Here is a 22773-nt window from a genome sequence, read left to right as displayed (position 1 = left end):
GCCCACCTCTTCGATTAGTGATGGAATCCGGGGTGCTCCGCCTCGCGGGGCATGGGGGAGCTCAGCTGTTCCAGGTACGTGGTTTCCCGTCGGATGTCCGCGAGCAGTTTCTCTGCCAGGTCCATACTCAGCCCGTTGCGGACCACAATCCGTTCCACCGTCAGGTTCGAGAGGTTGTCCGGCAGGGGATAGGCGGGCACGAGCCACCCCCTGGTGCGGAGCCGCTCCGCCAGGTCATACAGGTTCCACTTGTCCGTGTATCCATCTTTCAGCCGCCAGGCGAACACCGGAATGTCGGAGCCGTCGTTCCACAGTTCGAAGGGGCCCAGCTCGGCGATTGCGCCGGACAGGTGCAGCGCAACGTCCTGCGAGGCCTGCTGGATCCGCGCATAGCCGTCGCGGCCCAGGCGCAGGAACAAGTAAAACTGCAGGACCACCTGTGCACCGGGGCGCGAGAAGTTAAGGGCAAAGGTCGGCATATCGCCGCCGAGGTAGCTCACGTAGAAAATCAGGTCTTCCGGAAGCCACTGCCGTTCCCGCCAGACCACCCAGCCGAGGCCCGGATAGACCAGTCCGTATTTATGGCCGGAAGTGCTGATCGAGTGGACCCGTTCCAGCCGGAAGTCCCACTCCAGATCCTGTTGGATGAACGGGGCGATCATGGCGCCGGACGCCCCGTCCACGTGGATGGGAATGTCGAGGCCGGTGGAGGACTGGATCTCGTCGAGCTTGGCGGCGATCTGCTTCACCGGCTCGTACATGCCGGTGTAGGTCACGCCCATGATGGCGACGACGCCGATGGTGTTTTCATCGACATAGTTCTCCAACTCGAAGCCGTCCAGGCATTTGTGCTCTTCACTGATGGGCACCAGCCGCGGCTCGACGTCGAAGTAGTTGCAGAACTTCTCCCAGCACACCTGGACCGCGGAACTCATTACCAGGTTCGGCTTATCAGTGGGTTTTCCCTCGCTGCGGCGCCGATGCTGCCAAAGCCGTTTGAACGCCAATCCGCCCAGCATGCAGGCTTCGGAGGAACCGACCGTCGAGGTGCCGATGGAGTTCTCCGGGGAGGGTGAATGCCACAGATCGGCGAGGATCCGCCAGCAGTTCTGCTCAATCTGCGCAGTCTGCGGGTATTCGTCCTTGTCGATCATGTTCTTGTCGAACGTCTCGCTGTAGAGCCGGTTCGCGTGGTCGTCCATCCAGGTGCTGACGAAGGTCGCCAGGTTCAGCCGGGCGTTACCGTCCAGCATGGTTTCGTCGTGGACAATCTGGTATGCCGTTTCCGGCAGCATTTCACTGTCATTCAGCCGGAACTTAGGGGCTGCGGTTTCCTCGCCCGGCCGGGCAAAAAGCGGATTGACGGAAAGTGAATCAGGATCATGCTGCGCCATTTTTGTCAGCCTCTCATCGACGGTATGCCTACTGGCATCAAGCCGTAGTGAACGGCGGTGGGTTCCTCACAGGGCTGCGCGCAGAAAAAACTCTACGCGCGCCGAAAATCCATGACTAGGGTTCGGAGGCCGGGCGCCGGGACCACAAGCAAAACGGCGGGAAACCCTGTCCCCGGCCCGGGTTTTGCCGGTTTTCCATTGAGGACCGCCGGGCAGCAGACGTACCCTTGCGGCACCGTTCATTCCGCCCGGCGCCGCAGCGCCCCGGCAGCTCTAGCTCCAGCGCCGCCGGACCGGGCAACAGAGAAGGAGATATCCATGGCTTCCCTTGCACGCCGCGAGCGTTTTGAACTGCCCGACCAGGTCCGCAAATTCTTCGAGGGGGACTGGGAGGTTCCGGCCTTCCCCGTCGAGGAATACCAGGACGGTTCGGCCATGGTGATCCGGGCCGAACTGCCCAACATCAATCCCGAACAGGACCTGGACGTCACGGTCAGCGACGGTGTCCTGCACATCAAGGGGGAGCGGAAGGAGCAAACGGAGCACAAGGGACGGCACGGCTATCGGTCGGAGTTCCGCTACGGGTCATTCACCCGTGAGATAGCCCTGCCTTCCGGAGCCAGCCAGGACAATGTCACGGCCACCTACAACGACGGCGTCCTGGAAATCCGCGTGCCGGTCCCGGAGGTTGGACCGACATCAACCAAGGTTCCCATCTCGCGGGGCTAGGGCTCCCGCCGAGCTGAACCCGAAGGACCGGCATGACTGCCCGGCGTCAGGCACGCAAGGGCGCACGCAAGTTCCCGGACTGGCTGATTGTCGCCACCCTGGGATGCGGCGGGATTGTGGTCTCGCTCGAAAAAACAGCAGTGGTTCCGCTGCTGCCGGAATACCCCCGGATCTTCGGAGTCACCTCCGACGACGTGTCCTGGCTGGTCACCGTAACGCTGCTCTCCGCGGCGGTGGCAACCCCCATCGTTTCCCGGCTGGCGGACATGTACGGCAAACGCCGGATGCTGTTGGTGGCCATGGCCCTGATGGTTGCCGGCGCCTTCACGGCCTCCATCGGCGGAACTTTCGCGTGGGCCCTGGTGGGCCGCGGGCTGCAGGGTTTCGCCGGTGCGGTGATACCGGTGGGGATCAGCATCCTCCGCGATGCCCTGCCGCAGAAGAAGATCGCCGGCGCCGTTTCGCTGATGAGCGCCAGCTTCGGCATCGGCAGCGCCTTAGGCCTGCCCCTTGCCGGGCTGGTCTATGAGCGGTTGGGCTGGCGGGGCACCTTTTGGGTGGTGGGAGTGATCGGCGCGTTGCTGATTGCCGCCGTCGTCGTCTTCGTCCCGGAGTCGAAGGTCCGGAGTCCGGCGCCGTTTGACTACCTCGGGGCCGTGCTGCTGTCGGCGGCCATGACCGCCGTATTGCTGGCCATTACCAAGGGCGGGGTCTGGGGCTGGACCAGTTATCCGGTCCTGGGCCTTTTTGCCGCCGCCGCCGTCTGCTTCGCACTGTGGTTTCCGGCGGAGCTGCGCAACGGGCAGCCCCTGGTGGATCTGCGGACCTCTGCCCGCCGCCCGGTTCTGCTCACCAACATCGGGGCCGTCCTCGTGGGCTTTTCCATGTACGCGAACATGCTGGTCACGACGCAGCAGCTGCAGCTCTCGAAGGAAACCGGCTACGGGTTCGGGCTGAGCGTGCTGGCGGCCGGGCTCACCATGATCCCGTCAGGGGTGGCCATGGTGGCGGTTGCCCCGGTTTCGGCGCGCATCACCAATACCTACGGAGCCAAGGTCACCCTGGTGACCGGCTGCGCCGTTATGGCTGCGGGGTATCTGGCACGCATCCTCTTCGTACAGACGGTTCCGGAAATCATCACCGGGGCCGTGATTGTGTCGGTCGGCACGGCAATCTCCATGGCCGCCATGCCCACCATCATCATGAGCAACGTCCCGCTGACCGACACTGCGGCGGCCAACGGCCTCAACACCCTGCTCCGGTCCGTAGGCACCTCCACGTGCAGCGCAGCAGTGGCCACTATCCTGGCCTCGCTGACAATAACCACCGGCGGCAGCACATTCCCCGGATTGGACGCGTTCCGGACCGTCTTCGTTTTGGCAGGCCTGGCCGCCCTGGCCGCCACCGGCGTCGCCTGTCTCATTCCCCGGTCCCGCCGGCACGAGGCCACGCATCCGGACCTGCATGCCGTTGCGGGACAGCGGCAGCCGCAGCCCGAGGAAAAACGGGAGGTCATGGTCAGCGGACGGCTGCTGTCCGCCGCGGACGGCAGGCCCGTGGGCCGGGGGACCGTCACGGTGCTGGACAGCGGGGGCGGGCCGGTGGACTGGGACCGCGCGGACCACGACGGCGGCTATGCCGTCCTGCTCCCCGGTGACGGCCAGTACGTCTTGGTTGCGAGCCAGGCCCGCTGGCTGCCGGTTTCGGAGGTGCTGGCCGTCCGGGGCGCGGCGGTACACCACGACATCCACTTCCGCCGGCAACTGGCCCTCACCGGACGAATCCGGCATGCCGGCCGTTCAGTCGCGGATGCACTGGTAATTCTGGTCCGGCCGGGTGGAGAGGTATCCGCATCGGCACGCTCGGACAGCAGAGGCAACTACGAACTGCCCCTGCCCGGACCCGGTGGGTATGTCCTCAGCATCATTGAACCGGATGCTTCCACCACGCACACCCGGAGCGTGGTCCTGCCCGCACCGGACACCGTGATCGACGTCGAGCTCGGAGGGCGGGAGCCCCGCACCGGCCTGAGGATCTGACCCGCGCTGCCCATCAGGGAGATCAAGGGCACATCCGCCGCTTTGGTACCCGCCTGTCCGAGCGCATACGATCAATCTGGCGTAAAGCGGGCGTCGGCAGCGAAACGTGTGCCGAGCGATGTCCCGCTGCGCGGATTCTTTCACTCGTCTTTAGTTAGGGTATGCGGTGGACCTCACCCTTATGGTCGCGCTGGTGATCGCGCTAGCACTATTCTTCGACTTCACCAACGGCTTTCATGACACCGCCAACGCGATGGCTACCCCCATCGCCACCGGTGCCATCAAGCCAAAAACCGCCGTCGCTCTGGCGGCCGTGCTCAACCTGGTAGGTGCTTTCCTCTCAACGGAGGTAGCCAAAACCATCTCCGGCGGACTCATCAAGGAAGGTGAGGGCGGGATCCAGATCACCCCGGTCATGATCTTCGCCGGCCTGATGGGTGCAGTCATCTGGAACCTCATCACCTGGCTGCGGGGACTGCCGAGCAGTTCCTCCCACGCCCTGTTCGGCGGCCTCATCGGTGCCGCCATAGTCGGTGCCGGATTCGGTTCTGTGGACTACTCCGTGCTGATGTCCAAGGTTGTCCTGCCGGCGCTGATCGCTCCGTGCATCGCCCTGTTCGTCGCTTACCTCGCCACGAAGCTGGCATACCGGATCACCCGCCGGCATGATCCCGATTCAGGCAACAAGCTGCCCCGCAAGCGCGGCGGCTTCCGTTACGCCCAGATCTTCTCCTCCTCCCTTGTCGCCCTGGCTCACGGCACCAACGATGCCCAGAAGACCATGGGTGTGATCACCCTTGTCCTGGTTGCCGGCGGCCTGCAGACCTCCGGGACCGGCCCCGAGTTCTGGGTGGTCGCCGCCTGTGCCATTGCCATTGCCGCCGGAACCTACGCCGGTGGCTGGCGCATCATCCGCACCATGGGAACCGGCCTGACCGAGGTCAAGCCGGCACAGGGCTTTGCTGCCGAAACCAGTACGGCCGCTGCCATCCTGGCGTCGTCACACCTGGGCTTCGCGCTGTCCACCACACAGGTCGCCTCCGGCTCCGTTATCGGTTCGGGCCTGGGCCGCAAGGGTGCCGAAGTCCGCTGGGGCACCGCAGGTAAGGTCGGGGCCGGCTGGCTCCTCACGCTTCCCGCCGCCGCCGCCATGGGTGCCATCGCGGCGCTCATCGCGTCCATCGGCACTGCAGGCGTAGTCGCAATCACCATCCTCGGAACCCTCACCGTCCTGGGCATCTTCCTGTGGTCCCGCCGCAGCCCGGTGAACCACGACAACGCGGTGAGCGACATTGAAAATGCCGGCGAAGTGGTCCGCATCAAGCGCCGCGGCAAGAACAACCGCAAGGGCAGGAACGGCAACTCCGGCAAGAACAGCAACTCCGGTAAGAGCGGAAGCACCGCTGCCGGGGTCAAGGTCAAGGAAGGTTCCAAATGAACATCCACTGGATGGACTACCTGACGGTCTTCGGCGTCACGCTCCTCGCCGCGCTGACCGTGGTCTGCATCTATTCGTTCGGGGTTCGCCTGTACGCGGTCTCGCTCGATGCGGAGACCGGCTCCACCCCGCGCAACCGCGTTGCCCTGGCGAAGGCAGGGGCGTTCGCCTGCTTCGCGCTTAGCGCTGTAGCCGTACTGTTCGGAATTTACCTGATTGTCCCGGCGCTGCACGGCTAGTACTTCAGCGCCGGCAACGCTTCCGGCAACGTAAAAGGCCCGCAGGATCAGTTGATCCTGCGGGCCTTTTACGTTGGCGGTGCCTAGTTCTGCGAAGCAGCCTCGTAGAACGGGTAATCCGTGTAGCCCTCGGGTCCAAAGGAGTAGAAGGTCGTCGCGTCCGGAGTGTTCAGCGGCAGGTCTTCCTGCCAGCGGCGCACCAGGTCCGGGTTGGCGATGGCGGGACGGCCAACGACGACGGCGTCGCCGAGCCCCTCGTCCATGATGGCCAGGGCTTCCTCGCGGGTGGTCAGTGGACCGAAGCCGGTGTTGAGCAGGACCTTGCCGCCGAAGCGGCTGCGGAGGGCCTGGACCAGCTCGCCGGCGGGATCACGGTGCAGGATGCTCAGGTAGGCGAGGCCGAGCGGGGCGATGGCATCCAGCAGGGCGCCGTAGGTGGCAAGCACGTCCTCCGGGTCCATTTCCAGGCAGCCCTGGACATTGTGTTCGGGCGAGATGCGCAGGCCGACCCGGCCGGCGCCGATCTCCGCTGCCACTGCCTGCACGGTTTCTGCAACGAACCGTGCCCGGTTTTCGGGGCTTCCGCCGTAATTGTCCGTGCGCTGGTTAGCGACCGGGGAGAGGAATTCGTGCAGCAGGTAGCCGTTGGCGCCGTGCAGTTCCACGCCGTCGAACCCGGCGTCCACCGCTGCCCGCGACCCGCGCACGTAGTCCGCAGTCACGGAAGCCAGTTCCTCGGTTTCCAGTGCCCGCGGCACCGTGTAGGCCTGCTTGCCGTCATAAGTGTGGGACATGCCGTCCACGGCGATGGCACTCGGGGCTACCAGGTCCACGCCGCCGTTGATGTTCGGATGGGTCACCCGGCCGGCATGCATGACCTGCGCGACGATCCGGCCGCCGGCGTTATGCACGGCGTCGGTGACACTGCGCCAGCCTTCCAGCTGCTCGGGGTCCACGAGCCCTGGCTGTCCGGGGAATCCCTGCCCTTCACGGCTGGGATACGTTCCTTCGCTGACGATCAGGCCCAGCGAGGCGCGCTGGCTGTAGTGCTCAACCATCATCGGGCCCGGGATGCCTTCGCGTCCGGCCCGCTGGCGGGTCAGCGGCGCCATCACGAGGCGGTTGGACAGTTCAAGGCTGCCGGCGGTCATCGGGGAAAACAGGCTCACTAAGTAACTCTTCCTATAGGTCGCCGCTGACCTGCGCCCGCGTAGGGGGCGCTGACAGCGGCAGTGTGGTTCCGTAGGCGGCAACCCGGCGCCCCTCGAACCTATTCCTCGGGTGACGTCGACTGTGGCGTAGCCCATACCTGTCTGGCCATCGGCTGGCTACCATGGCGGCATGGTGAGGACCGTCTACTACGCCTCGATATCCCTTGACGGATTCACCGCCGACACTGTGCCCGGCGGCGAATCCATCAAGGCGGACAACGACCGGTTCCGGGTGGCCGAATCCCCGGCGAACGCCGGCGCCGTCGTAATGGGGGCGGGGACCTATGCCCGGCTGCAGCGGCAGGTAGGGGAGAGCGGCGCCGCCGTGTGGGACTGTCCGCCCGGGCCCGTCTGGGTGTACACACACCACGAGTTTCCCGCGGTCCCCGGCGCGGACATCATGTTTGTCCGCGGTCCGGTGGGGGAATTCGCGGCGGACATCGCGGACTCGGCCAACGGTTCAGACGTGTGGCTGCGGGGCGCGGACCTGGCCGGCCAGTACCTGCATCACGGACTGCTGGACGAACTGCGCCTGGTGGTGCATCCGGTCCTGCTCGGCCAGGGCCGTCCGCTGCTGCCCCTCGCCGCGGAACGGCCGGCGCTGCTGCTCAGCGCCCGCCGGTCCGCCGACGGCAGCATGCGGCTCTGTTACGGATTAGGCGCAGCCGGAGAGCCCTAGCGGGACTCGCGGATCATGTTCGTGATGCGGGCCGTGGACAGCCTGCGGCCCTCCTCGTCGGTCATGACCACTTCATGCGTGGTGAGGGTGTTGCCCAGGTGCACGGCGGTGGCCGTTCCCGTAACCAGCCCGGAGGACGCGGAACGGTGGTGCGTGGCACCGATTTCTATCCCTACGGCGTGACGCCCGGGGCCGGCATGGATACCCGCGCCGAAGGAGCCGAGGGTCTCGGCCAGGACCAGGTGCGCGCCGCCGTGGAGGATGCCTGCCACCTGTTCGTTGCCTTCGACCGGCATGGTGGCCACGAGCCGGTCCGCAGACATCTCGAGGAAACGGATGCCCAGCTTCACCACCAGCGGGCCCACGCCGTGCGCAGACAGCCAGTCATGCATCTCCTCCGGGACACCGGCGTCGATAAGTTCCTGCTTGTAAGGGTTGGTGTCCGCCTGATGGCCGGCAGGGCCCGGCGTGAAAATCTCGCTCATGGCAACTAGGCTTGCATTTGTGAGTGAATCTACCAAACTGGCCACGACCCCCCTTAGCGGCAACATTACGAGCGACACGGAAGACGGCGCAGACAGCAGCACCGCGGACAGCACTGCTGGCGTCGAAAACCCGGGCACCCCGGGTACAGCGCCCGCTTCCCTCGGAACCGTAAATGCCGGGGGACACAACCGGCTGCTGGTGATTGACGGGCACTCCATGGCGTTCCGGGCCTTCTACGCGCTCCCGGCCGAGAACTTCTCCACCGACACCGGCCAGCACACCAACGCCGTCTACGGTTTCACCTCCATGCTGATCAACCTGATCAAGGAGGAGAAGCCCACTCACGTGGCCGTGGCCTTCGATCTGGACACCCCCACTTTCCGGTCAGAGGAATACACCGAGTACAAAGGCGGCCGGAACAAGACGCCCGAGGAGTTCCACGGTCAGATCGACCTGATCATCAAGGTCATGGAAGCCATGCGCATTCCCACGCTGTCCATGGACGGCTATGAAGCGGATGACATCCTTGCGACCCTGGCGGAGAAGGCGTCCGCCCTCAACTGGGACGTTATGGTGGTCTCGGGGGACCGGGATGCCTTCCAGCTGGTGGATGACCACGTCACGGTGTTCTACCCCAAGAAGGGTGTTTCCGACCTGCCGCGCATGGACGCCGCAGCTGTGGAAGCCAAATACCTGGTCCCGCCGGACAAGTACTCCGACCTGGCCGCCCTGGTGGGCGAGAGCGCGGACAACCTGCCCGGCGTTCCGGGCGTGGGACCCAAGACCGCTGCGAAGTGGATCAAGCTTTACGGCGGGCTCGATGGCATCCTCGAGAACCTCGACTCCATCAAGGGCAAGGTAGGCGACTCCCTGCGCGAGAACATCGAGGACGTTAAGCGGAACCGGCGCCTGAACCGGCTGCTGCGGGACCTGGACCTGCCGGTGGATCTGGACGCCATGGCCGCCCAGCGGCCGGACCGCGAAGCCATTGAGGAACTCTTCGACGCCCTGCAGTTCAACGCGCTGCGCAAGCGGCTCTTCGACGTCTACGGCGAAGACGAGGGCGAGGCCGCCGCGCATGCCGAAGTGGCCGCCCCTGAACACGGCATCATCACCGACGCCGGGGAACTGGACGGCTGGTTCCGTTCCGCCAACCAGGCCCGCACCGCCGTGCAGCTGGTGACGGAGGGTGCTGCCGGAGCGCGCGACGTCGTCGGCATCGCCCTGGTGACGGACGCATCGGCGGCTTACGTACCCCTGACCGAGCTCGACGCGGCCGCCGAGCAGGTGCTGGCGGCCTGGCTGGCGGATCGGGATGCACCCAAGGTGGTGCACGATTTCAAGGAAGCCTACAAGGCACTGGCGGCCCGCGGCCTGCACCTGGCCGGCGAGGTCGATGACACCGCAATCTCGGGGTACCTGATCCAGCCCGACCGCCGCAGCTACGAGCTGGCGGACCTGGCCCAGTACCACCTGAAGATGAACATTGTTCCCGCGGCGGCCGCCAGCAACCAGCTGGAACTGTCCCTCGGGGACGAAGACGCGGCAACGCCCGCCGTGTCCAAGGCGTTTGCCGCCCTGCGGCTGAGCGAGCACTTTGCCGGCCAGCTCGTGGAGCGCGGCGCCAACCAGCTGCTCGGCGGGCTGGAACTGCCGCTGTCCGAGGTCCTCGCGGAAATGGAGCTAGCCGGAATTGCGGTGTCCTCCGAGAAGCTGGACCGGCTGCTGGACGATTTCAGCGCCACCATCACCCGCGCAAGCGAGGAGGCCTTCCGGATCATCGGCAAGGAGATCAACCTCGGGTCCCCGAAGCAGCTGCAGGCCGTCCTCTTTGACGAACTCGGCCTGCCGAAAACCAAGAAGATCAAGACGGGGTACTCCACCGACGCCGATGCGCTGACGGACCTGATCGTGAAGACCGGACATCCGTTCCTGGAGCAGCTGCTCGCCTTCCGCGACGCGTCCAAGCTGCGCTCGACCGTCGAGGGCCTGCGGAAGTCCGTTGCCGACGACGGCCGCATCCACACCACCTACGCCCAGACGGTGGCCGCCACCGGGCGGCTGTCCTCGGTGAACCCGAACCTGCAGAACATCCCGATCCGCTCCGAAGAGGGCCGCCGTATCCGTGAGGTCTTCGTGGTCGGCGAAGGCTACGATTCGCTGCTCACCGCGGACTACTCGCAGATTGAAATGCGGATCATGGCCCACCTCTCCGGTGACGAAGGCCTGATCTCCGCCTTCCAGGCGGGCGAGGACCTGCACCGCTTCGTCGGGTCGCACGTGTTCAACGTGGCCCCCGAAGAGGTCACCAGCGCCATGCGCTCCAAGGTCAAGGCCATGTCCTACGGCCTGGTCTACGGCCTCAGCTCCTTCGGCCTGTCCAAGCAGCTGGCCATCCCGGTGGACGAGGCCCGGACCCTCATCCGTGACTACTTCGAGCGGTTCGGTGCCGTGCGCGATTACCTTCGCGGCGTCGTCGAGCAGGCCCGCAAGGACGGCTTCACCTCCACCATCGAGGGCCGCCGCCGCTACCTGCCGGACCTGTCCAGCGACAACCGGCAGCTGCGCGAAATGGCCGAACGGGCAGCACTCAATGCCCCCATCCAGGGATCCGCGGCGGACATCATCAAGAAGGCCATGCTCGGCGTGGACAGTGAGCTGAAGGCGCAGGGGCTGAAATCCCGGATGCTGCTGCAGGTCCATGATGAACTGGTCCTCGAAGTCGCCGCCGGGGAGCGGGACGCAGTGGAGAAGCTGGTGCGGGCGCAGATGGGCTCCGCGGCGGACCTGTCCGTTCCGCTGGATGTCTCCGTCGGCGAGGGCATCAGCTGGCACGAGGCCGGGCATTAAGAGGCACTAAGCGGGAGGGACCCGCAGCATAGCCACAGGGGGAACCATGGAAACGGACCACAGCACGGGCAGCACCACGGACGGGCTGCGGTTTGCTTCCTTCCCGGCCGGGTACGACGCCGCGGACCCGGCCAAGGCGGACGAGCGGACGGCCAGGTGGTTCGACGCCGTTAACCTGGGCTTCCACGAGGACCGCACCAAAGAGGAGCGGCTGGCTGCCCAGGTGGACGGTTACCTGCGGGACGGCCGCGTCCTGACCGCGGTGTACGACGACAACATGCCGGAGTACGCCTGGAACCCGGCAGTGCCCGTGGCCACCTACGGGACCATGGTCAATGACCTGAACGTAGGCGGCAGCGAACTGCTGCCCACGCACCTGGTCACTGCGGTCACCGTCCGGCCCACGCACCGGCGCCGGGGCATCCTGCGGCGGATGATTACCGCGGACCTCACCCGGGCGAAGGAGTCAGGCCTGGCGCTGGCCGCCCTCACGGCGTCAGAGGCAACCATTTACGGACGCTTCGGGTTCGGCGCCGCCACCTCCACCGCCGGCGTCGAACTGGACACCCGCGGCGGCGTCGAGTTCACGGCCCCGCCGCGCGGCAGTATCGCGATTGCCGACGCCGACAAGCTTCGGGGGCTCGTGCCGGAAATCTTCCGGGCCCACCTGGACCGCACCTTCGGCGCCCTGGGCCGGCAGTATGCGTACGCCATGCGTGCTGCCGGAAAGTGGAGCGGGGAAAACACTGAACCGGACACGGCCGTGCGCGGTGTTCTCCGATACAACGCAGACGGGGTCCCGGACGGCTATGCGGCCTACAAGTCGCTGGGCTGGCAAAACGAGCCGCACACAGTGAAGATCATCGACCTGGCGGCGGCCAGCGACGAAGCCTACCGCGAACTCTGGCGCTACCTCGGATCCATCGACCTGGTGGACCGGCTGACCTTCTCCGAGGCCCCGGTGGAGGATCCGCTGCCCTGGATGCTGACTGACCGGCGGCGCTACCAGGTAAAGCATGTCGAGGACGTCCTGTGGCTCCGGATCCTGGATCCCGCGGCAGCACTTGCTGCCAGAGGATACTTTGGCGACGGCACCGTAGTGCTCGACGTCGAAGATCCAATGGCGCTGGCGGCGGGAACTTTCCTGCTCGATGTACGCGGCGGCGTCGGAACCGCACGTCCGGCCGCAGCCGGGGAACACGCGGACACGCCGCGGGTGCAGCTCACCGCGGCTGCTCTCGGTTCCCTCTACTTAGGGGCCGTGAGCGCGCGGACCCTGGCGGCAGCCGGGTCGGTGCAGGCCGGGGAAGCTGCCCTGGGCGTACTGGACGAGCTGTTTTCGGCCGGGCCGGCGCCTTACTGCAGCACGCAGTTCTAATCACCTGAGTGGCAGGCGGGTATTTTTCGACGTCGGCACAGCAGTTCCCTTTGACCTGCGTTGGCGGGTCCGGCTAGACTGATCGGGCGCGTAATAGCGCAAGTTATAACCAATCCTGTCCATCTCCGGGCAAACAAGCTGTTCGTCCTCGGCACTTTCGTGCCTTTGGCATTCACTTGGGCAAGTATCTTGCCTGCGGGGGCCACCCGGCCCTACCGCCGGTTAGTGGAAACCAGTCCGGAATACAAAACAACTTCCACATCGGAGTCCCAACTACATGACCATCACCACCAACGAGAAGTCCGGTACCCCGCAGGTCGCCATCAACGACATCGGTACTGCCGAGGACTTCCTCGCCGCGATTGACGCAACGATCAAGTACTTCAACGACGGCGATCTCGTCGAAGGTACCGTTGTCAAGGTTGACCGCGACGAGGTCCTGCTCGACATCGGTTACAAGACCGAGGGTGTCATCCCTTCCCGCGAGCTTTCCATCAAGCACGACGTTGATCCCGGAGACGTTGTCTCCGTCGGCGATCAGGTCGAAGCCCTGGTGCTCACCAAGGAAGACAAAGAAGGCCGTCTGATCCTCTCCAAGAAGCGTGCTCAGTACGAGCGCGCCTGGGGTGACATCGAGAAGGTCAAGGAAGAAGACGGCGTCGTTACCGGTACCGTCATCGAGGTTGTCAAGGGTGGTCTTATCCTCGACATCGGGCTGCGCGGCTTCCTGCCGGCATCCCTCGTGGAGATGCGTCGCGTCCGCGACCTGGCTCCGTACATCGGTCAGCAGATCGAAGCCAAGATCATCGAGCTGGACAAGAACCGCAACAACGTTGTTCTGTCCCGCCGTGCCTGGCTCGAGCAGACCCAGTCCGAGGTTCGTTCCACGTTCCTCAACAAGCTGGAAAAGGGCCAGGTTCGTCCGGGCGTTGTTTCCTCCATCGTCAACTTCGGTGCATTCGTGGACCTTGGCGGCGTAGACGGCCTCGTTCACGTTTCCGAGCTGTCCTGGAAGCACATCGACCACCCCTCCGAGGTTGTCGAAGTTGGCCAGGAAGTCACCGTTGAGGTTCTGGAAGTTGACCTTGACCGCGAGCGTGTCTCCCTGTCGCTGAAGGCTACGCAGGAAGATCCGTGGCAGACCTTCGCCCGCACCCACGCCCTCGGCCAGGTTGTTCCGGGTAAGGTCACCAAGCTGGTTCCGTTCGGTGCGTTCGTTCGCGTCGAAGACGGCATCGAAGGCCTGGTCCACATCTCCGAACTGGCTGTCCGCCACGTGGAGCTCGCCGAGCAGGTTGTCTCCGTTGGTGACGAACTGTTCGTCAAGGTCATCGACATCGATCTCGAGCGTCGCCGCATCTCGCTGTCCCTCAAGCAGGCCAATGAGGGCGTCGATCCCGAGGGCACCGAGTTCGATCCGGCTCTGTACGGCATGGCCGCAGAGTACGACGAAGCCGGCAACTACAAGTACCCGGAGGGCTTCGACCCCGAGTCGAACGAATGGCTCGAAGGCTACGAGACCCAGCGCGCCGCTTGGGAGCAGCAGTACGCTGACGCCCAGGCACGTTGGGAAGCCCACAAGAAGCAGGTCGCCCAGCACAACTCCGAGGACATCGCTGCTGCTTCGGAATCCACCGATTCCGGCACCACCAGCTACTCCTCCGAGCCGGCCGTTGCCGAGACGGGTGCCGGCACGCTGGCTTCCGACGAAGCCCTGGCTGCACTGCGCGAGAAGCTCACGGGAAACTAATTCCCACTGGTTCCGCTGTTCGGTAAGCCGGACCGCGTAACTGACTAAAGCGGGCCTCCACTTCGGTGGGGGCCCGCTTTTGCGTGTGCGGGCGTGTCTGTGTGCGGATCGGAGGGCGGCCGCTAGGGTAGCCCGGAGAACAGTTTTTCGATGTCGATCTGGGGGAGCTCATGGCGGAACAAGGGGATCGGCCGGAGCAGGGGCCGTTTGTGCCGCAGCAGCAGTCGTATCCATACCCGCAGCAGCATCCGCATCAGCCTTATCCGCAGCAGTTTTTCCCGCAAACCCCCTACGGCCGCCCGGTAAGGACACGGTCCGGTGCTGAGTTCGCTGCCCTGATGACCGCCTCGGTGCTCACTGCCTTCGTTGGTGCCTACACCGGTTTCGTGGCGTTCGTCATCTTCCTCGGTGTCGGTATGGCTCCGAGCTCTTCCTTTGAACCCGGGGAACGAGCCAGACAAGAAGTTATGGGCCTGCTTCTGTGCCCGGGACCGTTCGTCGCCCTGGGCCTTGCCTGGGGCGGCTATGCCGTGCTCCGCCGGTTGAAGTATCCGTCGGCGGCGCTGTGGTGGTTCGGTGTGGTCCTGCTCATCTGGTACATGGTGTTCCTGTTGTGGCTGGGTCCGGAGGCGGCATTCCCCAGGCCGGATTCGGAATGATGAGCAATATGTCCGAACAGCAGCGGGATCCGGGCGGGTCTCCGGAGTTGCCGCAGGCAGGTCCGGTCATCACCGCAGATAATTACGACCACCTGGTGGCGCAGGCCCTGTCCGCGGCGAGGGCCTACGAGCAGACCGACATCGAGGAGATGCCGGACGAGCGGTTCGACAGTCTGCTGGCAGCGATCCTGGCCTACGAATCGGCCAGCGGCATCTCCCCCTCCCACGGGCTTCACTCGGCTGTCGGCCATGGGGGAGCCGAAGGCGGGAACGTCGAGCATGCCTCGCCGGCCGGATCCTTGGAAAAGCCCGGCGAGGAGAAGGTCATCGAGTTCGCAGCCGCGCATCCCGATGCAGTGGTTGAACCGAAAATCGACGGCATGGCCATTATCGTCCGCTATGCGGACGGGCGCCTCTTTTCCGCTGCCACGCGTGGTGACGGCTACACGGGTGAAGACGTCACCGCCAAGGTCCGCGGCGTCGAGGGGTTGCCCGAAGCCGCCGGAACAGGCGACTTCGAAGTCCGCGGCGAGCTGTACCTGAGCGAGGCAAACCTGGGACAGGCCAACGCGATCCGCGCCGCGGCAGGCCAGGCCTCTTTTAGAAACGCCCGCAACGGAGTAGCCGGAATGCTGAACAAGGACGGCAGCACTTACGCCGGCCTGTTCTCCTTCGCGGCATACACCCTCGGCGGGGACGCCGACCACCTGGACGCGATGCAGGAGCTTTCAGCCCGGGGCTTCACGACGGCGCTTTCCCTGCTGCCGCAGGTCGTCCTGGCTGCGGATGACCCGATGGCAGCGGTCGCCGCCCTGGGTGCGGTGCGTTCGGACCTGGGTTTTCCCATCGACGGCGCCGTCCTGAAGGTGCCCGCTGCCGCAGAGCGGAAAGCCATGGGGGAGGGAGCACATGCCCCGAAGTGGGCGGTGGCCTACAAGTACCCGCCGGTGCAGGTGCCTACCGTTATTGAAGACATAGAGCTCGAGATCGGTAAGACCGGGCGGCTGTCCATCCGTGCCCGGTTCACGCCCGTAGACGTGGACGGTTCCACGATCGGATACGCCTCCCTGCACAACGTCCAGGACCTGCTGAAGAAAGATATCCGCGTCGGGGACACCGTCATGGCGTACAAGGCCAATGACGTTATTCCGCAGGTCCACCTGCCGCGGGCGGACCTGCGGGACCCGTCTTCCCTCCCGTGGGAACCGCCGGCCGGCTGTCCCAAATGCGGCCGGGAATTCGATAAGTCCACCGGGTTGTGGCGGTGCACCAATCCCGAATGCTCTGTTTCCGGGCGGATTTCCTACGCAGTCTCCCGCGACGCCGGGTTGGATATCGACGGCGTCGGCGGCTCCACCGGGGACGCCCTTGCCGAAGCGGATCTGGTCCGGGATGTCTCGGACATCTTCCACCTGACCGAGGACCAGCTAGCCAACCTGAGACTGCGCACGGCTGAATCGGGTGCGGACCGGGTGCTCGGGGTCAGGAAGGCCAGAAAAATCATGGCCGAAATTGAGCAGGCCAAGTCCCGGCCGCTGAACCGGGTTATCACCGCCCTGGCCATGCGCTACACCGGACGGACCTTCGGCCGCCGGCTGGCCGCCCGATTCGGGACGATGGAGAACCTCCGGTGCGCCTCGGTGGGAGAGCTCGCGGGTGTCGAAGGCATCGGCAAGGCCAAGGCGGAAGTTATCCATGCAGCGCTGAAGGACAACGGGCCGGTCATTGACCGTCTGGCCGCAGCCGGGGTGAATATGGGCACCCCGGTGGCCGCGCCGGTGAAGGCCGCCACGGCCAGGCTCACCACCTCTGAGGGGCAGGCTATGAATGTGGTCATCACCGGCTCCCTGAAGGGCAGCGCGCTGGGCTCCCTGACCCGGGCCGGTGCCCAGGAACTGATCGAAGCCAATGGAGGCCGCGCAGCCGGCTCGGTCTCGAAAACCACGTCCCTCCTGGTGTGTGCCGAGCCGGGAAGCAGCAAGTTCCGCCGTGCGCAGGAGCTGGGCATCAGGATCGTGACACCGGACGAGTTCGCGCAGATGCTCGAGGACGACGACGGGTAACCTCCGCCTAGGCCGAGTCCCGCACCACCAGCGACGTCGGCAGGCGGTTCACCCGTTCGGTGGGCCGGCCTTCTATCAGGTCCACCAGCACCTCCGCCATCTTTGCCCCGAGGGCGGTGATCGGGTGGTGGATGGTCGTCAGGGCAGGACTAAGGCTGGTGGCGTAGTAGTCGTCGTCGAACCCCACCACGGCGATATCCTCCGGGATGCGCAGCCCCCGTTCCTGCAGCACCGAATACGCACCCGACGCCATCTGGTCGTTTGCGGCGAAGACTGCATCGATTCTCCTGCCGCGGTCCAGCAGGCGGCGCATGGCGGCCGCCCCGGAGGCTACGGTAAAGTCCCCGGTCTCCACCAGGGCGTCACCCAGGCCTGCACGGCGCACTTCAGCCCGCCACCCGGCGAGCCGGTCCACACCTGCAAGCATGTCCTGCGGCCCGGCGATCGTGGCAATGCTCCGCCGTCCGGCGCCGGTGAGCCTGGCCGTGGCAGCCGCAGCACCTTCCTCATTGTCCACTTCCACGAAGTAGCTCTGACCGGCGTCCACCAGCGGACGCCCGGCGAAAACGACCGGCAGCTGACCGTTCAACCGCTCCCAGGAATGGTCGCCCGTGTGGTGTGAAACCACCAGCACGCCGTCCACGTTTCCGCCCATCAGGTAGCGGCGGGTTTTCTCCGGGTTGGATTCCGAGGAGGTCACCATGTTGAGCATGTATTCGGTGGTGTTCAGGTAGCGGGCAATTCCTTCCACCACGCTGGCGAAGAAGGGATCCGCAAAGACCTTGGACGTGGACTCCGGAACAAGCAGCGTCACCGTATACGTCCGCCGGCTGGCCAAGGTCCGGGCCGCGCGGTTGGGTACATAGTTCAGCGCCCGCACGGCCTTTTCCACCGAGTCGGCCATGCTCGGGTCAACGGAAGGCGAACCGTTGACCACCCGGGACACCGTGGCCCTGGAAACGCCGGCCAGGGCGGCCACCATTTCCAGGGTCGGGGCGGGGTGCGCCTGGCCGGATTCAGCACTCACTGTTTTCTCCTACGCGACTGAGGGCCGAGACGCCCGATCGGTGCCCAGTTTACGGGACGTCACACCATCGAGGCGGCAGACGTCCCACGGGTGCCGGAATCCTCGCCCCGGCTGGCTGCGATCAGCCGGCTGTAGGCAAGGCCGCTGTCCTTGACCGTGCGTTCCTGGGTGTCGTAATCCACCCGGACAATGCCGAAACGCTTGCTGTAGCCCCAGGACCACTCGAAGTTGTCCATCAAGGACCACACGAAGTAGCCGCGGACGTCTGCCCCTGCGTCAATTGCACGGCGGACAGCGTCGATGTGGTCCATGATGAAGCCGGTGCGTTCGGCATCCGGCACGCTTCCGTCGTCACTCACGACGTCGTCGTAGGCAGCCCCGTTTTCGGTGATGTACAGCGGCGGCAGCGCCGGGTACTCCTCACCGAGGCGGACCAGGAGCCGGCGGAGCCCGTCGGGGTTGACCTCCCAGTCCATGGCGGTGCGGGGCAGGCCGCGGCTGGGGAAGGTGATGTGTTCGGCGCCGATCCAGGGGGAGGCCACGGGACGCCCGGAGCCGCCGGAATGGCCGTCGGCTCCGCTGGTGTCCGGGTGTCCGCTGATCTGGTCATCGTGGTAGTGGTTCACTCCCAGGAAATCGATCGGGGTCCCGATGATCTCCAGGTCGCCCGGACGGATGGCCTCGGCCAAGCCAAACGGCTCCAGGTCCTTCAGCGAATCCTCCGGATAGGCGCCCCGAAGGACGGGGTCGAGGAAGATGCGGTTCTGCAGGGAGTCAAAGAGCCGTGCCGCTTCCAGGTCCACGGGATCGGAGGCATCCCGCGGGATGGAGTTGCTGAGGTTCAGCGTAATGCCGAGCTGCTGGGCGCCGCGGGAACGGAGTTCGTTGACAGCCATGCCGTGGGCGAGGTGCTGATGGTGGACCGCTGCGATGGCCGCGCGGGGTTCCTGCCGGCCCGGAGCGTGCACCCCGGACCCGTAGCCCAGCAGGGACGAGCAGAACGGTTCGTTGAAGGTGGTCCAGTGCTGCACCCGGTCCCCAAGGGCGGAGTAGACATCATTGGCGTACTCAACAAAGCGGTACGCGGTGTCCCGGTTTGCCCAGCCGCCCTTCTCTTCCAGGGCCTGCGGCAGATCCCAGTGGTACAGGGTGAGCCAGGGCAGGATCCCGGCGCCCAGGAGTTCATCCACCAGGCGGGAGTAGAAGTCCAGCCCCGCAGTGCTGGTGCCGCGGTCTCCCGGCCGCACCCGTGCCCAGCTGGTGGAGAAGCGGTAGGAGTCCAGTCCAAGGTCCTTCATCAGGGCGACGTCGGCAGGCATGCGGTGGTAATGGTCCACTGCGACTGCCGGGGTGTCGAGATTCTTCACGTTTCCGGGGGTCCGGGCGAACGTGTCCCACACGGAGTCTTCCTTGCCGTCCTCCCATGCGGCTCCTTCGACCTGGGCCGCCGCTGTGGCGGATCCCCAGATAAAGCCCGCTGGGAAATTCCTTCGCTCCGTGGCGTTGTTCGTCATTAACCCTTCACTGCTCCCTGCATGATTCCGGATATAAGTTGTTTTCCTGCCACCGCGAAAAGGATGAGCAGGGGAATGGTTGCCAGCACGGCACCGGTAAGGACCACCGCGTAGTCGGTGTATCGGTTGGATTGCAGCTGGCTTAGCGCGGTCTGGAGGGTGGGGTTGCCGGCGTCGAGTACCAGCATCGGCCACAGGAAGTCCGTCCACGCAGACATAAACGTAAACAGGCTGAGGATGGCCATTGCCGGCCTCGCCGCGGGCAGGGCCACATGCCAGAACGTCTTGATCATGTTGGCGCCGTCCATCCGCGCGGATTCGATCAGTTCGTCCGGAATGACGTCCACCAGGTACTGGCGCATAAAGAACACGCCGAAGGCCGTCACGAGCGTCGGGATGATGACGGCGCCGATATCACCGGTCCAGCCGTATTGCCGCATCACCATAAACAGGGGAATGATTCCGAGCTGGGTCGGAATGGCCATGGTCGCCACTACTGCGACCATCAACCCGTTGTTCCCGCGGAAACGCAGCTTCGCGAAGGCGTACCCCGCCAGGGTGGAGAACATCACCACGGAAACAGTGATGATGGTCGAGATCAGGATGCTGTTCCACAACGCCGTCCAGAACGGAATGGTGTCGAATACCTCGGCAACGTTCGTCCAGAAATTCCCGCCGGGCAGCAACGGAGGCCAGGTAAGGCTCAGCGCTTCATTGGACCGGCTGCCCACCACTGCGGACCACCACAGCGGGTAGGCAGAACCGATGAAGAAAGCGAGCAGCAGGCCGTACGTCAGATAGCCGGGGCGGAGGCCGTTGCCCAGGATCCGGTGCCGCAGCGGCGGGCGGCGGCGCGGGGCCCGCATTTGGGTCCGTGGCGCGGTCTTTTGTTCGACGATACTCACTTTGTCTTCCCTTTCACTGCCGGCCGGCGGCGCTGCCGTTTGCCGTCGGATGACGCTATCCGCCTGGACAAGGCCAGATTCAGGACTCCGAAAAGAATGATGATGAGGAACAGCAGCCAGGCAATGGCCGATGCAGCTCCGAAATCCTGCCGCTGGAAGGCCATCTCCCACAGGTAAAGAACGGTGGTCTGGAACTCGCGCTCCGGGCCGCCGGCATACGTGGGATCGAAGAGGCGCGGCTCGGTGAAGATCTGCAGTCCTCCGATTGTGGAGGTGATGACCACGAAGATCATGGTGGGCCGGATGCTCGGCAGGGTAATGCTGAAGAAACGCCGGATGGCACCGGCTCCGTCAATAGCGGCGGATTCGTAAATATCGCGCGGCACTGCCTGCATGGCGGCCAGGAGGATCAGCGCGTTGTAGCCTGTCCACCGCCAGTTGACCATGGATGCCACCGCCACATGGCTGGGAAAGGTTTCGGTCCGCCACATGATCGGATCTATGCCGAAGTTGCTCAGGACGCTGTTGATGAGGCCATGCTGCTCATTGAACATGTAGGTGAAAATCAGGGCTACGGCAACCGGCGTGACCACGTAGGGGATGAGCACGCTCATGCGCCAAAACGTCTTGCCCCGGATGTTCTGGTCCAGGACTGCGGCTATCACCAGGGCGCCCGCCAGCTGCGGAATCGCCGACAGCAGGAAAATGCTCATCGTGTTGAAAAGCGAGTTCCAGAAGAAACGGTCGGCGAGGACCTCGGCGAAGTTCCCCAGTCCGACAAATTCGCCCTGACCCTTCAGGAGATGCCAGTCGTACAGCGAAACGTAGAACGTGTAGACCAGGGGAAACAGGCCCACCAGTGCGAAGAGCACGAAAAACGGTGAAATGTACAGGTAGGGAGAGGCTTTGACGTCCCAGATGTTGAGCCGCTGCCTGAACGTGGGTTTGATTTTCTCCGGCGGCGCGGCTGGCGCTGGCCGTTTCATGGTTACGGTCATATCGATTCTCACAGTCCATCAGGGGGCCTCCGGATCCCCGGAGGCCCCGCTGGGTACTAGTCCTTGACTACCAGCTCGTTCAGGAGTTGAACTGCTTCATTCCAGGCGCCTTCGCCGTCGACCTTGCCCGCATCAAGCTGGGTCAGTGCCACACCGAAGACCTTTTCCTGGATTACAGAATCGTCCGGGCCCTTGAACTGGGCAACTACGCCTTCGGCCCGGGATGCCAGGATGGCTCCGGTGGGGGCGTCGTTGAACATCGGATTGGGAGTCGCGTCCTTCGCCAGCTGTTCCTGCGCCTCAATGGTGCTGGGGAAGTTGTTGGCTGCCGCCGACTGCTTCACCTGCTGCTCGGGGGCGGTGAGCCAGGCCGCGAGTTTCGCCGCTTCCTCCTTGTGCTCGGAGGTTTCGGGGACTGCCAGGAACGCGCCGCCCCAGTTCGAGGCACCGCCGGGGAAGACATCTGCGAAGTCCCAGCCCGAGTCCGCGCCGCCGCCGGCGGATTCGAGCTGTTCCTGGATGGTGCCCAGCATCCAGCCCGGGCACACGAAGGTGGCAAAGGAGCCGTCGGTGAACGCCTTGCCGGTTCCCCAGTCCCACTTGGTTTCGTTGGCGGAGAGCCCTGCCTGGGTTCCGGCAGCAAGCTGCATGAACTGTTCCTTCATGGCGTCATTGCCTTCGATGTTCAAGTCACCGTCGGCAGTGTAGTAGCCCTCCTTCATCTGGTTCACCATGGAGTTCCAGACGAATCCGGACTGGTCGTACCAGGCCTTGCCGGTCTTCTCGTGGTACTGGTTGCCGAGTTCGAAGTAGGTGTCCCAGGTTGCGTCGTCGCCGCCGAAGAGTTCCGCTACGGCTTCGCGGTCGCTCGGCAGGCCGGCTTCCTCGAACAGCTTGCCGTTGTAGCACAGGCCCTGCGGTCCGATGTCGGTGCCGTAGCCGATGACCCGGCCGTCGGCGTCGGTGCCCTGCTTGTACTTCCAGTCCACCCAGTTGTCCTTGATATCTTCCGCGCCGTACTCGTTCAGGTCCACGAACTGGTCCGAGACGTCCATGACCGCACCCAGCCAGCCTTCTTCGAGGGCCACCACGTCGCTGACGCCGGAACCGGCCGCGAGCTTGGTGAAGAGGTCCGTCTGCGCATTGGCGCCGCGGTCGATGTTGTTGGCCTGGATGTCGATGCCGGGGTTGGCTTCTTCGTATTCGGCATACAGATCGTCGTAGCCGAAGGTTCCGAAGGTGGTGACGGTCAGCTTCAGGGGATTGTCTTCACTGGCAGCTTCGCTCTCGCCGCCGCCGCAGCCTACGGCCAGCAGGGCCACTACGGCAGCACCTGCAATCGCCGCCGCGGGATGTCGGAAATTCTTCACGGTCACTCCTTTGTGTGTGGGTAAAGCAGTTGATGATCCCGGGT

The 22773-nt window shown here is 64.8% G+C and carries 18 protein-coding genes; 10 read left to right on the top strand and 8 right to left on the bottom strand.

What is annotated here, in order from left to right; genetic code table 11:
• Nucleotides 1-14: 14 nt before the first annotated feature.
• The gene (locus LOC56_RS09275) at nt 15-1394 is read right to left on the bottom strand and encodes a glutamate decarboxylase (RefSeq protein ID WP_229951983.1); all 1380 of its coding nucleotides are present in this window, start codon (nt 1392-1394) and stop codon (nt 15-17) included.
• A 318-nt stretch (nt 1395-1712) separates the two neighbouring features.
• Between LOC56_RS09275 and LOC56_RS09270 the strand changes: the two genes are divergently transcribed.
• The 4 genes from LOC56_RS09270 (at nt 1713) to LOC56_RS09255 (ending at nt 5839) form a co-directional block, all read left to right on the top strand.
• Nucleotides 1713-2123 carry an Hsp20/alpha crystallin family protein gene (locus LOC56_RS09270; RefSeq protein WP_229951982.1) on the top strand — a complete coding sequence of 137 codons (411 nt, stop codon included), beginning with the start codon at nt 1713-1715 and terminating at the stop codon, nt 2121-2123.
• A 32-nt stretch (nt 2124-2155) separates the two neighbouring features.
• On the top strand, nt 2156-4162 hold the full coding sequence (locus tag LOC56_RS09265; RefSeq protein ID WP_229951981.1) for an MFS transporter: 2007 nt from the start codon (nt 2156-2158) through the stop codon (nt 4160-4162).
• Nucleotides 4163-4328: 166 nt separating this feature from the next.
• The gene (locus LOC56_RS09260) at nt 4329-5600 is read left to right on the top strand and encodes an inorganic phosphate transporter (protein ID WP_229951980.1); all 1272 of its coding nucleotides are present in this window, start codon (nt 4329-4331) and stop codon (nt 5598-5600) included.
• Nucleotides 5597-5839: a hypothetical protein gene (locus LOC56_RS09255; RefSeq protein ID WP_231703681.1), complete on the top strand. Its 243-nt coding sequence runs from the start codon at nt 5597-5599 to the stop codon at nt 5837-5839. The genes LOC56_RS09260 and LOC56_RS09255 overlap by 4 nt, the downstream gene beginning before the upstream one ends.
• Before the next feature lie 83 nt (nt 5840-5922).
• Here LOC56_RS09255 and LOC56_RS09250 read toward each other — a convergent pair whose 3' ends face one another.
• Nucleotides 5923-7008, bottom strand: a complete 1086-nt coding sequence (locus LOC56_RS09250; protein WP_331460926.1) for an alkene reductase — start codon at nt 7006-7008, stop codon at nt 5923-5925.
• A 172-nt stretch (nt 7009-7180) separates the two neighbouring features.
• Between LOC56_RS09250 and LOC56_RS09245 the strand changes: the two genes are divergently transcribed.
• Nucleotides 7181-7729, top strand: coding sequence for a dihydrofolate reductase family protein (locus LOC56_RS09245; protein ID WP_229951979.1), 549 nt, complete (start codon nt 7181-7183; stop codon nt 7727-7729).
• Here LOC56_RS09245 and LOC56_RS09240 read toward each other — a convergent pair.
• Nucleotides 7726-8214: a PaaI family thioesterase gene (locus LOC56_RS09240; protein WP_229951978.1), complete on the bottom strand. Its 489-nt coding sequence runs from the start codon at nt 8212-8214 to the stop codon at nt 7726-7728. The two genes, LOC56_RS09245 and LOC56_RS09240, sit on opposite strands and share 4 nt — an antisense overlap.
• Nucleotides 8215-8233: 19 nt before the next feature.
• On the opposite strand from LOC56_RS09240, the gene polA reads away from it, so the two are divergent.
• The 5 genes from polA (at nt 8234) to ligA (ending at nt 16915) form a co-directional block, all read left to right on the top strand.
• Nucleotides 8234-11065, top strand: coding sequence for a DNA polymerase I (gene polA, locus LOC56_RS09235; RefSeq protein ID WP_442860093.1), 2832 nt, complete (start codon nt 8234-8236; stop codon nt 11063-11065).
• Nucleotides 11066-11111: 46 nt separating this feature from the next.
• The gene (locus LOC56_RS09230) at nt 11112-12443 is read left to right on the top strand and encodes a GNAT family N-acetyltransferase (protein WP_229951977.1); all 1332 of its coding nucleotides are present in this window, start codon (nt 11112-11114) and stop codon (nt 12441-12443) included.
• Nucleotides 12444-12720: 277 nt separating this feature from the next.
• On the top strand, nt 12721-14193 hold the full coding sequence (gene rpsA, locus LOC56_RS09225; protein ID WP_227921792.1) for a 30S ribosomal protein S1: 1473 nt from the start codon (nt 12721-12723) through the stop codon (nt 14191-14193).
• A 338-nt stretch (nt 14194-14531) separates the two neighbouring features.
• Nucleotides 14532-14852, top strand: coding sequence for a hypothetical protein (locus tag LOC56_RS09220; protein WP_229951976.1), 321 nt, complete (start codon nt 14532-14534; stop codon nt 14850-14852).
• An 8-nt stretch (nt 14853-14860) separates the two neighbouring features.
• On the top strand, nt 14861-16915 hold the full coding sequence (gene ligA, locus LOC56_RS09215; protein WP_229951975.1) for an NAD-dependent DNA ligase LigA: 2055 nt from the start codon (nt 14861-14863) through the stop codon (nt 16913-16915).
• 7 nt (nt 16916-16922) lie between these two features.
• Here the strand turns inward: ligA and LOC56_RS09210 are convergent, their stop codons facing one another.
• The 5 genes from LOC56_RS09210 to LOC56_RS09190 all read right to left on the bottom strand — a co-directional run bounded on the left by LOC56_RS09210 (nt 16923) and on the right by LOC56_RS09190 (nt 22729).
• Nucleotides 16923-17897: a LacI family DNA-binding transcriptional regulator gene (locus tag LOC56_RS09210; protein WP_229952251.1), complete on the bottom strand. Its 975-nt coding sequence runs from the start codon at nt 17895-17897 to the stop codon at nt 16923-16925.
• Nucleotides 17898-18001: 104 nt separating this feature from the next.
• On the bottom strand, nt 18002-19456 hold the full coding sequence (locus tag LOC56_RS09205; RefSeq protein WP_229951974.1) for a GH1 family beta-glucosidase: 1455 nt from the start codon (nt 19454-19456) through the stop codon (nt 18002-18004).
• Nucleotides 19456-20322, bottom strand: a complete 867-nt coding sequence (locus tag LOC56_RS09200; RefSeq protein WP_229952250.1) for a carbohydrate ABC transporter permease — start codon at nt 20320-20322, stop codon at nt 19456-19458. Before LOC56_RS09200 ends, LOC56_RS09205 begins: the two co-directional genes overlap by 1 nt.
• Nucleotides 20323-20357: 35 nt before the next feature.
• A complete protein-coding gene (locus tag LOC56_RS09195) occupies nt 20358-21359 on the bottom strand; it encodes a carbohydrate ABC transporter permease (protein WP_442860092.1) in 1002 nt (333 codons plus the stop codon).
• Between the two features lie 56 nt (nt 21360-21415).
• Nucleotides 21416-22729 (bottom strand): ABC transporter substrate-binding protein, encoded by a 1314-nt coding sequence (locus LOC56_RS09190; RefSeq protein ID WP_229951972.1) that lies wholly within the window; start codon nt 22727-22729, stop codon nt 21416-21418.
• Nucleotides 22730-22773 lie beyond the last annotated feature (44 nt).

It is taken from the genome of Arthrobacter sp. zg-Y179, from assembly GCF_020907345.1.
Taxonomy (GTDB): Bacteria; Actinomycetota; Actinomycetes; order Actinomycetales; family Micrococcaceae; genus Arthrobacter_B; species Arthrobacter_B jinronghuae.
This window is presented reverse-complemented; position numbering and strand designations above follow the sequence as displayed.

Coding starts and splice junctions, on each gene's coding strand:
- LOC56_RS09275 (WP_229951983.1), bottom strand. CDS start 1,394: ATGGCGCAGCATGATCCTGATTCACTTTCCGTCAATCCGCTTTTTGCC.
- LOC56_RS09270 (WP_229951982.1), top strand. CDS start 1,713: ATGGCTTCCCTTGCACGCCGCGAGCGTTTTGAACTGCCCGACCAGGTC.
- LOC56_RS09265 (WP_229951981.1), top strand. CDS start 2,156: ATGACTGCCCGGCGTCAGGCACGCAAGGGCGCACGCAAGTTCCCGGAC.
- LOC56_RS09255 (WP_231703681.1), top strand. CDS start 5,597: ATGAACATCCACTGGATGGACTACCTGACGGTCTTCGGCGTCACGCTC.
- LOC56_RS09245 (WP_229951979.1), top strand. CDS start 7,181: ATGGTGAGGACCGTCTACTACGCCTCGATATCCCTTGACGGATTCACC.
- LOC56_RS09240 (WP_229951978.1), bottom strand. CDS start 8,214: ATGAGCGAGATTTTCACGCCGGGCCCTGCCGGCCATCAGGCGGACACC.
- LOC56_RS09230 (WP_229951977.1), top strand. CDS start 11,112: ATGGAAACGGACCACAGCACGGGCAGCACCACGGACGGGCTGCGGTTT.
- rpsA (WP_227921792.1), top strand. CDS start 12,721: ATGACCATCACCACCAACGAGAAGTCCGGTACCCCGCAGGTCGCCATC.
- LOC56_RS09220 (WP_229951976.1), top strand. CDS start 14,532: ATGACCGCCTCGGTGCTCACTGCCTTCGTTGGTGCCTACACCGGTTTC.
- ligA (WP_229951975.1), top strand. CDS start 14,861: ATGTCCGAACAGCAGCGGGATCCGGGCGGGTCTCCGGAGTTGCCGCAG.
- LOC56_RS09210 (WP_229952251.1), bottom strand. CDS start 17,897: ATGGTGGCCGCCCTGGCCGGCGTTTCCAGGGCCACGGTGTCCCGGGTG.
- LOC56_RS09205 (WP_229951974.1), bottom strand. CDS start 19,456: ATGACGAACAACGCCACGGAGCGAAGGAATTTCCCAGCGGGCTTTATC.
- LOC56_RS09200 (WP_229952250.1), bottom strand. CDS start 20,322: ATGCGGGCCCCGCGCCGCCGCCCGCCGCTGCGGCACCGGATCCTGGGC.
- LOC56_RS09195 (WP_442860092.1), bottom strand. CDS start 21,359: ATGACCGTAACCATGAAACGGCCAGCGCCAGCCGCGCCGCCGGAGAAA.